The organism is Stenotrophomonas pavanii (assembly GCF_900101175.1).
GTDB classification, from domain to species: Bacteria; Pseudomonadota; Gammaproteobacteria; order Xanthomonadales; family Xanthomonadaceae; genus Stenotrophomonas; species Stenotrophomonas pavanii.
In genome coordinates this window covers 97,090-110,891 of record NZ_FNFQ01000003.1, presented here as the reverse complement: position 1 = coordinate 110,891, position 13,802 = coordinate 97,090, and the positions used below count along the sequence as shown (strand labels likewise).

10 protein-coding genes are annotated in these 13,802 nt (G+C 69.8%); 5 read left to right on the top strand and 5 right to left on the bottom strand.

The genetic code is table 11. The annotated features are described in order from the left end of the window. The first annotated feature begins 36 nt into the window (after window positions 1-36). A complete protein-coding gene (locus tag BLS66_RS06720) occupies window positions 37-444 on the top strand; it encodes a YciI family protein (protein ID WP_049467505.1) in 408 nt (135 codons plus the stop codon). Here the strand turns inward: BLS66_RS06720 and BLS66_RS06715 are convergent. After that, window positions 422-2,503, bottom strand: coding sequence for an NHL repeat-containing protein (locus BLS66_RS06715; RefSeq protein WP_074725490.1), 2,082 nt, complete (start codon window positions 2,501-2,503; stop codon window positions 422-424). The two genes, BLS66_RS06720 and BLS66_RS06715, sit on opposite strands and share 23 nt — an antisense overlap. Window positions 2,504-2,670: 167 nt before the next feature. On the opposite strand from BLS66_RS06715, the gene BLS66_RS06710 reads away from it, so the two are divergent. Next, window positions 2,671-4,191: a tetratricopeptide repeat protein gene (locus tag BLS66_RS06710; protein WP_074725489.1), complete on the top strand. Its 1,521-nt coding sequence runs from the start codon at window positions 2,671-2,673 to the stop codon at window positions 4,189-4,191. Here the strand turns inward: BLS66_RS06710 and BLS66_RS06705 are convergent. Next, window positions 4,188-4,964 carry a lytic transglycosylase domain-containing protein gene (locus tag BLS66_RS06705; RefSeq protein ID WP_049467499.1) on the bottom strand — a complete coding sequence of 259 codons (777 nt, stop codon included), beginning with the start codon at window positions 4,962-4,964 and terminating at the stop codon, window positions 4,188-4,190. The two genes, BLS66_RS06710 and BLS66_RS06705, sit on opposite strands and share 4 nt — an antisense overlap. Window positions 4,965-5,167: 203 nt before the next feature. After that, window positions 5,168-6,541 (bottom strand): D-serine/D-alanine/glycine transporter, encoded by a 1,374-nt coding sequence (cycA, locus tag BLS66_RS06700; protein ID WP_074725488.1) that lies wholly within the window; start codon window positions 6,539-6,541, stop codon window positions 5,168-5,170. 230 nt (window positions 6,542-6,771) lie between these two features. On the opposite strand from cycA, the gene BLS66_RS06695 reads away from it, so the two are divergent. Then, window positions 6,772-8,388: an EAL domain-containing protein gene (locus BLS66_RS06695; protein WP_049466080.1), complete on the top strand. Its 1,617-nt coding sequence runs from the start codon at window positions 6,772-6,774 to the stop codon at window positions 8,386-8,388. 54 nt (window positions 8,389-8,442) lie between these two features. Here the strand turns inward: BLS66_RS06695 and BLS66_RS06690 are convergent, their stop codons facing one another. Both BLS66_RS06690 and BLS66_RS06685 read right to left on the bottom strand, forming a co-directional pair. Further along, window positions 8,443-9,627: an MFS transporter gene (locus BLS66_RS06690; RefSeq protein WP_074725487.1), complete on the bottom strand. Its 1,185-nt coding sequence runs from the start codon at window positions 9,625-9,627 to the stop codon at window positions 8,443-8,445. Further along, window positions 9,624-10,802, bottom strand: a complete 1,179-nt coding sequence (locus BLS66_RS06685) for a serine hydrolase domain-containing protein (RefSeq protein WP_057494929.1) — start codon at window positions 10,800-10,802, stop codon at window positions 9,624-9,626. The genes BLS66_RS06690 and BLS66_RS06685 overlap by 4 nt, the downstream gene beginning before the upstream one ends. Window positions 10,803-11,029: 227 nt before the next feature. Here BLS66_RS06685 and BLS66_RS06680 point away from each other — a divergent pair, with 227 nt between their 5' ends. After that, on the top strand, window positions 11,030-11,929 hold the full coding sequence (locus tag BLS66_RS06680; RefSeq protein WP_074725486.1) for a LysR family transcriptional regulator: 900 nt from the start codon (window positions 11,030-11,032) through the stop codon (window positions 11,927-11,929). A gap of 211 nt (window positions 11,930-12,140) precedes the next feature. Then, entirely contained in the window at window positions 12,141-13,748 is a 1,608-nt protein-coding gene (locus tag BLS66_RS06675) for an ATP-binding cassette domain-containing protein (RefSeq protein WP_057494927.1), read from the top strand. Window positions 13,749-13,802 lie beyond the last annotated feature (54 nt).

The following is a 13,802-nucleotide window of genomic DNA, read 5'->3' as shown; positions in this document are numbered from 1 at the left end:
CGCGATCATGGACACCCGCCCCGCCAGGACCGTGCCATGCAGCAGTACCTGCTTCTGATCTATATCGAGCCTGCCCTGCTGCAGGCGCTGCCCACCGAAGAATTCAACGCGCTGATGCGCGACTGCCTGGCGCACGCCGACCAGCTGCAGGCCGAAGGCACGCTGCTGGCCGCCCAGAAGCTGCAGCCGGTCGATACCGCACAGACCCTGCGCGTGCGCGATGGACACAGCCGCGTGCTCGATGGCCCGTTCGCCGAAACCCGCGAGCTGCTGGCCGGCTTCAACCTGATCGTCGCGCGCGACCGCGACGAAGCCATGCGCATCGCCCGCGACTTCCCGTGGGCACGCTTCGGCAGCATCGAGGTGCGGCCGCTGGAAGACATGGACGCCGAGCGCGAACGCTGCGGCGCCCCGGCTGCGGCTATGGCAGCAGCCGCACCCTGATCTCGCGCGGGCCGATGCCTTCGTTGCCGCTGTAGTCGCGCACGCTGGCGCGCACGATGTACTCGCCCGGCGGCAGCGCCGCCGGCTGCCAGCGCCCGGTTTCCATCAGGCCGTCGCGCACGGTGTTGGTGGCCAGGTAGCGGAACCGGGTCACCGCGCTGCCGTGCACGGTGATGCCACTGTCGGGGGCGTAGGCCACCCGTACCGCTTCCTTCTGCGGCGGCATGCGGTTGAACACGATGTTCCAGCGTGGCTGTTCATAGCCCTGCAGCGCCCGGCCACCGGCGTCTAGGATCTGGTAGCCCACCTGGTACATGCCCAGGCGGCGGCGCGGCAGGTTGTTGTCGACCTGGTCCCAGGCCTCGACCACGATCTGCACGCCGCGGCCCTGGCGCGCCACCATCACCACGCCATCGCTGCCGGCGGCCATCGGCTGGTCGTTGTCGTCCAGCAGGGCCACATCGGTGATGCGCGGTGCGAAGTGGTCGGCGTAGCCCTGGAAGCCCAGCGCCACCGCGTTGGTCTCGAAGCCACCGGTACCCACCGCCAGGTGCACGTGCGCCTGGTTGTTGATGCTGCCCAGGCGATCACCGACGTGGATGCGCATGCCGCGGCGCACGCGCATCCGCTCCAGTTTGCCCTGCTCGTCGTACAGCGCCTGCCAGCGCGCGTCATAGGGTTCATCGCGCGGAGTGCGGCCGACCCGCATGTGGATGTACTTGAGGCGATCCACGGCCAGGCCCTCGGCCTGCTCGCCCAGGTTCCAGGCCGCCACCGGACTGCTGATCTTGCCATCGGCGATCGCCAGCACGGTCTGGCCGACATCGCCCCGCACATCGAAGCCGCCATGCAGATGGTGGCGGCTCTCACCGGTGAAGTTGCCACGCACCTCGCCCAGCGTGCCGACCACTTCGTGCCAGCCGTCCTGCGGTGCCAGCGGCCAACGGCCCCCGGTCTCCGGCAGCGCGGCATCGGCAGCCGGGCCGACCAGTGCCGGCGCCGGCAGGTCGCCGACCGGCAGCGGGCGAAGGCGATGCAGGCGATAGCTGGCGGCGTCGGCCACCAGCACGCTGCCATCGGCATCCATGGCCAGCCCGCTGGGGCGGGCCAGCCGCGGCAAGGGGCCATTGCCGACCAGGGCGATCTGATGGCCCTGCGGCGTCACCTGCACGATGCGGCCATCGAGGTCACCCACGTACAGCACGCCGTCGTGCGTGGTGGCCAGCGACAGCGGCCCATTGATCACGCCGCCGGCGGCGACCACGGTGCTGACCGTGCCGTCGGCGCCTACGCGGCGCACCGCATTGTTGAACAGGTCGGCCACCAGCAACGCGCCCTGCGCGTCGAAGGCCAGCGCCACCGGCGTGTCGAAGCGCGCGGCGGCGCCCGCGCCATCGGCAAAGCCCGGCCGGTCACCCCCGGCCAGGGTGCGCACGCTGCCATCGGTACCGATCACCCGGATGCGATCGTTGAACGTATCGGCCACGTAGACCTGCCCCTGTGCGTCCACCGCGATGCCCATCGGCGCATCGAAGCGGGCCTGCGCCGCAGGGCCATCGGCAACGCCCTGCTCGCCACCGGCCAGGGTGGTCACCTGGCCATCGGCACCGATGCGGCGGATCGCATGGTTGCCCGTGTCGGCCACGTACAGGTTGCCCTGCGCATCAGCGGCGATGCCCGAGGGCGTATTGAAGCTGGCCTGCAGCGCCGGGCCATCAACGCGGCCCTCGCCCTGCCCGGCCACCGTTTCAACACGGCCATCGGGCAGGCGGCGGCGGATCCGGTTGTTGTCCCCGGCATCGGTGAAGTAGACGCTGCCATCGGCGGTGCGCAGCAGTGCATACGGGTCGGCGAAGCGGGCCTGTGCAGACGCACCATCGCGGTCACCCGGGTGGCCATCGCCGGCCAGCGGCTCGATCTGCGCGGTCCAGGCCAACGGCGTGGGCGCCGGGCCCGTGGGGCCGGCCAGCGTATTCAGCGGTGTATCCCACCACGTTGCAGCCAAGCCCACCGCTGTTGCCAATGCCACCCCTGCCGCCATCCATTGCCACCGTGCCATCGCGTTGCGCCGCCTCTGCCTGCTGTTTGAAGAGGCACCGACAATAGACGCTGCGCAGGCGTTCCGCCACGAACGATCCTGCGCCTGAACGCCAGAATTCGCTTTCCCGCGCTTGTCCTCGCTGGCGGCAGCAGGTTCAATGCGGTTCCCACGGATGGAGATCCTCCATGCCCCGCCTTCTCCCGCTCACCGCCCTGCTGCTGGCCGCATTGGCCAGCGCGCCCGCCGCCGCCTCGATCACGGTGGTCCCGCAGAAGCCATCGGCCACCGCCGATGCCGTACACGCGGCGTACGCCACACGCTGGGATGAAGCGATCCAGCAGGCACGCAGTGGCAATACGCTCGGCGCGCTGATCAGCATGGAACGGCTGATGGAGGATCCGCTGCTGGACGACTTCGATGCCGAGCATCGCGGCCGCGCCGCGCAGGTCGCCGGCTGGACCGCACTGATGCAGAAGAAGCCGGCGCTGGCCCGCCGTTACCTGCAGCGGGCGCAGGAGGCGTTGCCGGAAGATGCGCAGGTCCTGCTCACCCAGGTGTCGGTGGAGCTGTCGGACAACCAGCCGGCTGCAGCGACGAGGTTCCTGGTGACGGCGCTGAAGCATGCCGAGGCACCGCTGCCGGTCGATCACCACGCCATCAACTACCTGCAATACCGCCTGCGTGATCAGCCACAGCAGCGCATGGACCTGCTGCAGGCACTGTTCGACAACGGCTGGAAGAGCGGCGGCCTGGAGCCGACCGGGCTGTGGCTGGCGCTGGCCACGCTGCAGGCCGACCACGGCCGCGGCGACAGTGTTGCAGCCACGCTGGCACGCATCGACAGCCCGGCCGAGATCATCCGCCTGCGCAGCGACAAGCGCTTCGACCGCTACGTCGATCGCGGCGATGCGCGTTTCGATCCGGTGCAGGCGGCGCAGCGGCACCTTGATGAACTGCGTGTCTCCGGCCTGCTCGACCGCGCACTGGACGCGCGCATGGCCGAGTTCGGCACCACCCTGCTGATGCTGGACCGCAATGAGGAAGTGCTGTCGTTGACCGAGGGCATGGCCCGCGCCGCGAACGACGGTGAATCGCCGGCGGCGGCGGAAGCGGAATGGGTGGCCTGGTTGCTCAACAGCCGGCTCACCGCGCTGCGCCGGTTGGGCCGCACGGACGAGGCGTTGGCCACGGCCAGGCAGGCCGCCCGCATCGGCGCGCTCGGCCCCGATGGCATCGAGCACCAGATGAATGTCGGCTTCGTGCTCAGTTCGATGGGACGCATGCAGGATGCTGCGCAGGCAGTGAATGACATGCCAGGCCTCGCCGGCTACGGCAAGGCCGCGCAGGCGCTGCTGCAGTTCGCCGCCGCCCGCGAGCGCGGCGACGCCGCGGCGCGCGACGCGGCCCGCGCGGTGATCCTGGCCCAGCGCAATGACGCGCGCCTGTTCCATCGTGAAATGCTGCTGGAGGAAGGCGACCTGGACGGGGCCGCTGCCGTGCTGATCGAACAGCTGCGTTCGCCGGTTGAACGCAGTGAAACCCTGGCCAGCCTGCAGGACATGCGCACCTATGCATCATGGCCGGGCGACGTGCGCATCGATGCCGCATGGCGTGCACTCAAGCAGCGTGCCGACGTGCAGGCCGAGGTGGCACGCGTCGGCCGCATCGAGCGCTACGATCTGGTCAGCACCTCCACCTCGCGCTAGCGCGCCGGCACCTCGCTGCGGATGCCCATGGCTTCGCGGTAGCGTGCGTACAGCGCCATCACCTTGTCCACGTAGGCCAGGGTTTCGGCGTAGGGCGGCACGCCCTTGTAGCGGGTGACTGCACCGATGCCGGCGTTGTAGGCGGCCGCCGCCAACGGACGGTCGCCGTTGTAGCGGCGCAGCAGCGCGCGCATGTAGCGCGCGCCGCCCTCGATCGACTGCTGTGGCGAGAACGGATCGCGCACCCCGTACTCCTGCGCGGTATCGGGCATCAGCTGCATCACCCCCTGTGCGCCCTTGCTGGAAACCGCCAGCGGATCGAAATTGCTTTCGGCATGGGCGATCGCGCGCAGCCAGGCGTCATCGACGCCGGTCGCCTTGGCCGCCGCCTTGAACTGCCGCGCATGCTGCGCCAGCTGCGGCTTGCCGACCTTGCCCAGCCCTTCATGCGCAGGCTCGCCCGGCGGCGTGGCCACGGTAAACTTCAGGAACACCCGCGAGCCGGGCAGGTTGCGCGTGGAATAGACCAGCGCCCCGTCCTGTTCGCGCTCGTACAGCACGCCGCTGAACACGCCCATGTTGCCCCACAGGTTGGGGGTCTGGACGGCGTTGTCGTCGATCTCCTTCGGCGTGCACCGCGATCCCGGCTCCGGCGCGGTGGCCAGGCTGACCGTGTTGCCCTGCACGCAGCGGTAGACGGTGCGCGCGGCGGCTGGCCCGGGCCACAGGCTGGGCAGCAGCAACAGCGCGAGCAAGAGCGGGCGACGGGACATGGCGGCCGGATGATCCGGCCGTGCCCGCTAATGTTGGGTGAATGGGGGCCTGCAGGGCTGCGCCCTGCACCTGCGGTAGTGCCGGCCGCTGGCCGGCAACCTCAACGGCAACAGCCGATTTCCTGCGAGGAGGCGGGGTCGGTCCCGCGACCTGCCGGGGTCAGATCCCGTTGCCGAGCAACGGGATCTGACCCCACTTCGGATCACTTCGCGGTCCTCCGCCGCAGCCAGTACCCCACGCCCAGCAGCACGAACCACACCGGGCTGGCGATCAGTGCCTGGCGGGTGTCGCCCTGCAGGCTCAGCAGCACCAGCACGCCGGCGAAGAACACCAGGCAGGCCCAGCACATGGCGATGCCGCCGGGCATCTTGAAGATCGAGGCGGCGTGGCGCTCCGGGTAGCGGCGGCGGTAGACCATGTAGGCCACCAGGATCAGCGACCAGACGAAGATGAAGAGCACGGTGGCCAGCGTCGTCACCAGGGTGAAGGCGGTCACCAGGTTCGGGATCAGGTAGATCAGCAGGGTGCCGCCCAGCAGGCACAGGCAGGAGAACAACAGGCCGCGGGCCGGCACCGCCGCGCGCGACAGCTTCGACAGCCCGCGCGGGGCATGGCCCTCTTCGGCCAGGCCGTACAGCATGCGGCTGGTGGAGAAGATGCCGCTGTTGGCCGAGGACGTGGCCGAGGTCAGCACCACGAAGTTGATCAGGCTGGCAGCGGCTGGAATGCCGGCCAGCACGAACAGCTGCACGAACGGGCTCTTGTCCGGCACCACCTGGCGCCACGGGGTGACGGCCATGATCGCGACCAGCGCCAGTACGTAGAAGATGATGATGCGTACCGGGATCGAGTTGATCGCCTTGGGCAGGTTGCGCTCGGGGTCGGCAGTCTCGGCGGCGGTGGTGCCGACCAGCTCGATGCCGACGAAGGCGAACACGGCAATCTGGAAGCCGGCGAAGAAGCCGACCAGCCCCATCGGGAACAATCCGCCGTCATTCCACAGGTTCGACAGCGACGCGGTGTGGCCACTCGGCGAGGTGAAACCCCAGGCCACCAGCCCGGCACCGGTGATGATCAGCGCGCAGATCGCCACGATCTTGATCAGCGCGAACCAGAATTCCATTTCGCCGAACAGCTTCACCGTCACCAGGTTCAGCGCCAGCAACAGCAGCACGCAGGCCAGCGCCGGTATCCAGGCGTCAAGCCCGGGGAACCAGAACTGTGCGTAGGCAGCGATCGCGATCACGTCCGCGATCGCAGTGACGATCCAGCAGAACCAGTACGTCCATCCACAGAAAAACCCGGCCCACGGGCCGAGCAGGTCGGTGGAGAAGTCGATGAAGGACTTGTACTGCAGGTTGGACAGCAGCAGTTCGCCCATCGCGCGCATCACGAAGAACAGCATCGCGCCGATGATCAGGTAGACGAAGATGATGGAGGGGCCGGCCAGGCTGATCGTCTTGCCCGAGCCCATGAACAGGCCGGTGCCGATGGCACCGCCGATGGCGATCAGTTGCAGGTGGCGGTTGGACAGGCTGCGGCGCAGGTGCTCGGGGGGCGTTGCGGGCTCGGTCATGGGCGCGGGCACAGGGGTGGGCGAAGCGTTCGACGGTAGTCCTCCACGGCGCCGAGCGCCAGCACCAGACCGGCCCATTACGTCAAAGCTGGCCGCTTTCACCACAATGTGACCGAATACCGTATTGATCCCATTCCGCCGGGCCCGGCGCCATGCTCAGATAGCCGCACCTGCCCAAGGACCGGCCCGACCATGCGCCCTGCCCCGCCCGCCCCGCCGGAGCCCCGGCCATGAGCCGCCTGCGCGTCATCATCGGCGCCACCGCGCTGGCACTGCTGGCCGCTGCGGTACCGATCGCGGTCATGGCCTACGCCACCTGGGACCGCGCGGTCAGCGTCGAACAGCAGCGCCTGCGCGACATCGCCGACCGCACCCTGCGCCGCTCCGACCTGTCCTACCAGGAGGCGCTGGCCGCGCTGAAATCGGCCGAGGCCGGTGCCTACGTGCCCTGCGGTCCGGAGCACATCCGGCGCATGCAGACCCTGGTGATGACCACCCCGTCGATCGACCAGATGGGCTACTTCGAAGGCGGCAAGCTGCGCTGCACGTCCTGGGGGCCTTTCCTGTCCGACGTCGACCAACCCACGCCGGACCACGTCACCAGCGACGGCGCCGGCATCGTGGTGGACGTGCGCCCGGAGGTCAGCGGGCGTCGCCAGGTGCTGGCGGTCCTGTATGGGTCCTACGACGCCCTGGTGGACCCGCGCCGCTTCGTCGATGTCATCGCCGACCCGAACGTGCGGCTGGCACTGGCCAGCCCCGATGGACGCCTGCTGGCCAAGCAGTCGGGCCTGGATCCGGAGCTGCTGCAGACGCTGCTGCGCGACCCCGGCGAAGGCCTGGACCACACCACCTTGTTCGCCACCGCGCGCAACGAGGAGTGGCTGGCGATCGCCACCACCCCGCGCACCGCGCTGGCCGCCGCGTTCCGCCAGCAGGCGTGGCTGTACGTGCCGGTGGGCCTGCTGCTGGCCGCCGCCGGCGCCGGGCTGGTGATCTGGCTCTCGCGCCGCCGCCTGTCGCTGCGCGGTGAACTGGCCACCGCCATCCGCCGCCGCGAGCTGTACCTGCATTACCAGCCGATCATCGAACTGGACACCGGCATCTGCGTCGGCGCCGAGGCCCTGGTCCGCTGGCAGCGCCCGGATGGCACCCAGGTGCGCCCGGACCTGTTCATTCCGCTGGCCGAAGAGGCGGGCATGATCGCCGACGTCACCGACCTGGTGATCGAGAACGTGGTGCGCGACATGCGCGAGCTGCTGGTGGCCGATCGCAGCGCCCACATCGCGATCAACCTCGCCGCCGAAGACATCAGCAGCGGCCGCGCCCTGAAGATGATCTCCCGGCACATGGCCGGCAGCGGCATCCTGCCGCAGCAGATCTGGATGGAGGCCACCGAACGCGGCTTCCTCGACCTGGACCGCGCGCGCACCATGCTCGCCGCCGCCCGCCGTGCCGGCCACAGCGTGGCCATCGACGATTTCGGCGTCGGCTTCTCCAGCCTGCAGTACCTGGAACAGCTGCCACTGGATGCGCTGAAGATCGACAAGTCGTTCATCGATGCGATCGGCACCGAAAGCGCGACCAGCCCGGTCACCCCGCACATCATCGACATGGCCAAGGAGCTGGGCCTGTGGGTGGTGGCCGAGGGCGTGGAAACCGAAGCGCAGCTGGCCTACCTGCACAGCCGGCATGTGGAATTCGGCCAGGGCTGGCTGTTCTCGCGGCCACTGCCACGCGATGAGTTCATTGCCTTCCATCACAAGCGGCAGCAGCAGTACGGTCCTGCACGCGAGCACATGCAGAACCCGCGCAGCGTGCCGATCGAACAGGTGCCACTGGAGTGAGGCAACCCGGCAGTGCCGGCCGCTGGCCGGCACCACCTGACCCGTGATCGCCGCCTACGCCCACGCCTTCGGGCGTGCCAGCAGCCACGCGGCGGTCACCGCCAGCAACAGCAACGGCAGCCATCCCAGCTGACGGGGGCCGCTGGCCTGCAGCAGCACGCCGCCCGCTACGCCCCCGCCGGCGATGGCCAGGTTCCAGCCGGTCACCAGCATCGACTGCGCCAGATCGGCCGCAGACCCGGCACGCCGGGCCAATGCGGTCTGGAACAGGGTCGGCACCGCGCCGAATGCCCCCCCCCACAGGATCGTCGCCAGCAGCAGTACCGCTGCCACGCCGGGCCACACCAGCAACGCCAGCACCGGCACGATGAAGCCGATCACCGCTGCCCACACCAGTGCGTGCAGGTGGCGATCCACGCCCCAGCCGGCAATGCCGATGCCAGCGATGGCTGCCACGCCGAAGGCGAGCAGCAGCCGGTCCAGCCATGCACCGGCGCCCGCATCGACCGCCAGCGGCTCGATGTAGGTGTAGAGCACGTTGTGCGCCAGCACGTACAGCGCCATCACCAGCAGCGCACTGCGTACACCGGGCAGGCGCCACACGGTCGCCAGCGAAGTGCGTTGCCCGGCCCCGGCGGCCGGCAGCGCAGGCAACGCCCAGCGCGCGTAGGCCAGCAGCAGCAGGCCCAGCACGCTCATCAGCGCGAACGCCCAGCGCCAGCCGATCTGCTGGCCCAGCAGTGTCCCCGCCGGCACCCCCAGCGACAGCGCCAGCGGCGAACCGACCATCGCGACCGCGATGGCCCGTCCCTGCAGCGACGGCACCACCATGCGCGCGGCGTAGCCAGCCACCAGCGACCACAGCAGGCCACCACTCACCCCGGCCAGGAAACGCGCGGCGAGGATCAGTGCATAGCTGCTGCTCAACGCGGTCAGCGTGTTGACCACCACGAAGCCGGCGATGGCCGCCAGCAGCAGCGGGCGTCGTGGCAGGCGCTGGGTCAACGCGGTCATCGGCAGTGCCGCCATCACCGAGCCCAGCGCATACACACTGACCAGCTGGCCCACGGCGGCATCACTCACGCCCAGGCTCTCGCCCATCGGCCGCAGCACGCCGGCCGGCAGGGTCTCGGTCAGCAGGGTGATGAAGCCGCCGCCGGCCAGCGCCAGCAGGCCCGTCCACGGCAGGCGCGTGGCCTCGCCCGCCGGACTGGCGGCATCGATGGCATGGCCGCTCATCGCGTGGTCTCCAGGTCGGCATAGACCGCGTCGCGCAGTTCATCGACAAAGGCGCCATCCATGCCTTCGTACAGCGTGTTGGTCAGCGCCACCACGCTCAGCCCGCGCGCCGGATCGACGAACCAGCTGTGCCCGTACGCGCCGCCCCAGCGCCAGCTGCCCAAGCCCTGCGGGGTACCACTGGCGGCGGCATCACGCAGCACCGCAAAGCCCAGCCCGAAGCCCCAGCCGGCAGGCTCCGGCGGCCCCTGCTCGCCCACCTGCGGGCTGGCCATCTCTGCCGCCAGCGCACGCGGCAGCAGGTCGGACGTGCGCACGTCACGCAGCGCCTCCAGCACCGCCATCACCTCGTCGGCGGTGCCGACCAGGCCCGCACCGGCCGAGGCGAAGCGGCTGGCATCGGTGGCGCGCGCAAGGCTGTACTCGATGCCGACCGTGCCCTCGAACGGGGCGACCATCTCGCCTTCCTGCAGGCGATGCGGCTGCGGCGTGTCGCTCACGTAGGGCGTTGCCAGGCGCTCGGCAGCGCGCGTGGCGAACGCCGTATCGCGCAGGCCCAACGGGGCAGCCAGCAGACGCTCGAACAGCGCCTGCAACGTTTCACCGGTCGCCGCTTCGGCCACCGCACCGGCCACGTCCACGCCCAGCGAGTACAGCCACTGGCTGCCCGGTTCGAACAGCAGCGGCGCCTGTGCGATACGGCGCACGTTCTCGGCCAGGGACACCGGGCTGGCGTCCATGCCATCGCTGACGCCGGCCCGGGCGTACGGTCCGTGCGCATCGGCTTCCAAGAAGCGGTAGCCCAGCCCGCTGCTGTGGCTGAGCAGCTGGCGCAAGCTGATCGGCGGCCTGCGGCCATCGGCCAGCGCCGGCCGGAAGTCCGGCAGCCAGCGCTGCACCGGCGTATCGAGGTCGAGCACGCCTTCGGCCACCAGGCGCAGGATCACCGTGCTCAGCAGTGGCTTGCTGACCGAGGCCAGCCGGAACAGCTGGTCGCGCTGCATCGGCATGCCCGACTCCCGCTCGGCCAGCCCGGTCGCGCTGGCGTGGCGCAACACGCCATGTTCGCGCACCAGCACCACCGCACCGACCAGGCGCGTCGGGTGGACCTGCTGCAGCACGCGCTGCACCGAAGGCAGCGTCGGTGCGCGTTCAAGGGAAAGAGCGGCATTCATTGCGGTGATCCGTGGGGGAGAGGCCCGCCACGTTAGGCAGCACGGCGCGGCGCAAAAAGCCGGTTGCGGCTCCGGGCATCATGGACCGTGCAGTCCGCAATCGGCATGATGGCCGGAACTCCAAGGCCGCAAGGGCCACCGCCCGTCCCGCACCACAGTGTTGCGGTGGCGCCGCCGCCCGCCGCGATCACCCGCCCTACCCTGCCGCTTTCATTGCCCCTACGCCGATGTCAGTCCTGGACAACCTCGCCAACCTGCAGACCTTCGTCCACGCCGCCGACACCCGCAGCTTCGTCGAGACCGGGCGCCTGCAGGGCATCTCTGCTTCCGCTGCCGGCAAGTGCGTTGCGCGGCTGGAGCATGCGCTCGGCGTGCGCCTGTTCCACCGCAGCACGCGCAGCATCACCCTCACCGCCGAAGGCCAGCTGTTCCTGGCGCGCTGCCGGCGCATCCTCGACGAACGCGATGCGGCCCGCACCGAGCTGGCACAACCGCACGCCACGCCCAGCGGCACGCTGCGCATCAGCCTGCCGCTGGTCGGCGACCTCACCCTGCCGTTGATGGCCGAGTTCATGGCGGCGTACCCGGATATCCGCCTGGATCTCGACTTCAGCGATCGCCTGGTCGATGTCATCGAGGAAGGCTTCGATGCGGTGCTGCGCGTGGGTGAACCCAGCGACTCGCGGATGAACGCACGCCGGCTGGGGGTGTTCCCGCGCCGTGTCATCGCCTCGCCGGGCTACCTGCAGCGCCGCGGGGTTCCGCACACGCCGGCGGAACTGATGCAGCACACGCTGCTGCACTATCGCTTCCCCACCACCGGCAAGCTGGAGCCGTGGCCGATCCACTGGCCCGACGATCAAGCGCCACAGGAACTTCCGGTGCACATGGTGGCCAACACCATCGAAGCACGGGTGGCGCTGGCGCTACGCGATACCGGCCTGGCCTTCGTGCCGGTGCACTCGGTGCGCGAGGCGCTGGCCGACGGCCGCCTGGTCACCGTGCTGGAAGATCATGTGCACTCCTGCGGCACCTTCCACCTGTTGTGGCCCTCTGGCCGCCACGTGCTGCCGAAGCTGCGGGTGTTCATCGACTTCGTCGGCGCCCGGCTGGGTACCGTGCCGTAGATCCACGCCATGCGTGGATGCTCAAGGTCAGCCGAGCATGGCTTGGCTCTGCCGCTGCACGCAGCCATTCAGCCAGCCCCGCTATACTGGGCTCTCATTCCTCCAAGAGGCTCGCGACCGATGCGCCATTGATGCCGCCGTCTTCCCATTAGACGGCCTGACTCTTCCCGCCCCTGCGCGCAGGGGAGAACCTGGCATCCATGGAGGTCGCATGACCCCGCATTCCCTCACGCTCGATCGCGTGTCGTATCGATTGGCAGACGGCCGCCCGCTGTTCGCCGATCTGACGTTTTCCTTCGAACCCGTCGCCACCGGTCTGGTCGGTGCCAATGGCACCGGCAAGAGCGTGCTCGCACGCCTGCTCGCCGGCCGGCTGCTGCCCGACAGCGGGCAGATCCGCGGCAGCGGCCGCATGTTCCTGTTGCCGACACCCGGCTATCCACCCGCCGGCACGGTCGGCGAACTGGCCGGCGTCGGCGAGGCACTGGCCGCGCTGCAACGCATCGAAGCCGGCGGCGTGGACGAAGCCGATTTCGCCTGCGTCGGCGAGCGCTGGGATCTGCGCGAGCGCCTGCGGCAGCAATGGCAGGTGCTCGGGCTGCCCGGCGATCTCGATCCCGCCCAACCCGCTGCGCGCCTCAGTGGCGGGCAGGCCATGCAGGTGGCGCTGTCCGGCGCCTGGGCCAGCGGTGCCGAGTGGCTGATCCTGGACGAACCCAGCAACCACCTCGATGCCCGTCATCGCCAGCAGTTGTACGAACGGTTGCAACAGTGGCGCGGCGGACTGCTGGTGATCAGCCATGATCGCCAACTGCTGGCGCACATGCAGCAGATCGTCGAGCTCGACGCGCGCGGACTGCATCGCTATGGCGGGCCGTGGCAACACTACGCCGACGCGCGGGCCGCCGAGCGCGAAGCGGCCGCTGCGCAGCTCGACCACGCCCGCGCCCAGCACCGGCAGCAGCAGCGCAGTGCGCGCGAACAGCACGAACGGCAACAGCAACGCCAGGCGCGCGGCAATCGTGATGCGAAGCAGGCCAACCAGGCACCGATCCTGCTCGGCCGGCAGAAGCAGCGTGCCGAGGCCAGCCATGGCCGCGCGCAGCAGGTACAGGCCGAGCGCCTGCAGGCCAGCGCAGAGCAGCTGCGCGCAGCGGCCTCGGCGGTTCACGCCACACCGGAGCTGGCACTGTTTGCCAGTGACGGCGAGCGAGGCAGCGCACGACTGCTGCAGGCCGAGTCGCTGGTGCTGCCGCATGGCTGCCGCGCGCCGTTGCAGCTGGAGATCCGCCGCAGCCAGCGCATCGCCGTGGTCGGTGACAACGGCAGTGGCAAGTCCACGCTGTTGCGCGTGTTGGCCGGCCAGCTGCCTGCGCGCAGTGGCACCGTGCAACGGCATGCGCCGCTGGCGCTGCTCGACCAGCAGCTGCTGGGACTCTCCGGCGAACGCAGCATTCTCGACACCGTGCAGGCTGCCAACCCGGCGGCCGATACCGGTGAACTGCGCACACGGCTGGCCCTGCTCGGGCTGGACGCCCAGCGCATCCAGCGTGCCGCCCACCACCTCAGCGACGGCGAGCGGGTGAAAGGCGCTCTGGCCAGCGTGCTGTATGCCGATCCGGCACCGCAACTGCTGCTGCTCGACGAACCCGGCAATGCGCTGGATCTGGGTGCCCTGCAGGCGCTGGAAGCACTGCTGGCAGCCTGGCCGGGCGCGTTGGTGATGGTCAGCCACGACCGGCACCTGCTGCAGGCGTTGCGGCCGACGCAGGTGTTGCAGGTGAGCGCCGAGGGTTGGCAGTGGCGTGACACTCTGTAGAGTCGAGCCATGCATCCATCGACGCACGGCGCATCGACCAAGGGTAGTGCCGGC

What these genes read in the sequence shown, in the direction of transcription:
- cycA (WP_074725488.1), bottom strand. Translation starts at nt 6,541, where the DNA reads ATGACCGAGCCCGCAACGCCCCCCGAGCACCTGCGCCGCAGCCTGTCC.
- BLS66_RS06685 (WP_057494929.1), bottom strand. Translation starts at nt 10,802, where the DNA reads ATGAATGCCGCTCTTTCCCTTGAACGCGCACCGACGCTGCCTTCGGTG.
- BLS66_RS06715 (WP_074725490.1), bottom strand. Translation starts at nt 2,503, where the DNA reads ATGGCACGGTGGCAATGGATGGCGGCAGGGGTGGCATTGGCAACAGCG.
- BLS66_RS06690 (WP_074725487.1), bottom strand. Translation starts at nt 9,627, where the DNA reads ATGAGCGGCCATGCCATCGATGCCGCCAGTCCGGCGGGCGAGGCCACG.
- BLS66_RS06710 (WP_074725489.1), top strand. Translation starts at nt 2,671, where the DNA reads ATGCCCCGCCTTCTCCCGCTCACCGCCCTGCTGCTGGCCGCATTGGCC.
- BLS66_RS06720 (WP_049467505.1), top strand. Translation starts at nt 37, where the DNA reads ATGCAGCAGTACCTGCTTCTGATCTATATCGAGCCTGCCCTGCTGCAG.
- BLS66_RS06705 (WP_049467499.1), bottom strand. Translation starts at nt 4,964, where the DNA reads ATGTCCCGTCGCCCGCTCTTGCTCGCGCTGTTGCTGCTGCCCAGCCTG.
- BLS66_RS06680 (WP_074725486.1), top strand. Translation starts at nt 11,030, where the DNA reads ATGTCAGTCCTGGACAACCTCGCCAACCTGCAGACCTTCGTCCACGCC.
- BLS66_RS06675 (WP_057494927.1), top strand. Translation starts at nt 12,141, where the DNA reads ATGACCCCGCATTCCCTCACGCTCGATCGCGTGTCGTATCGATTGGCA.
- BLS66_RS06695 (WP_049466080.1), top strand. Translation starts at nt 6,772, where the DNA reads ATGAGCCGCCTGCGCGTCATCATCGGCGCCACCGCGCTGGCACTGCTG.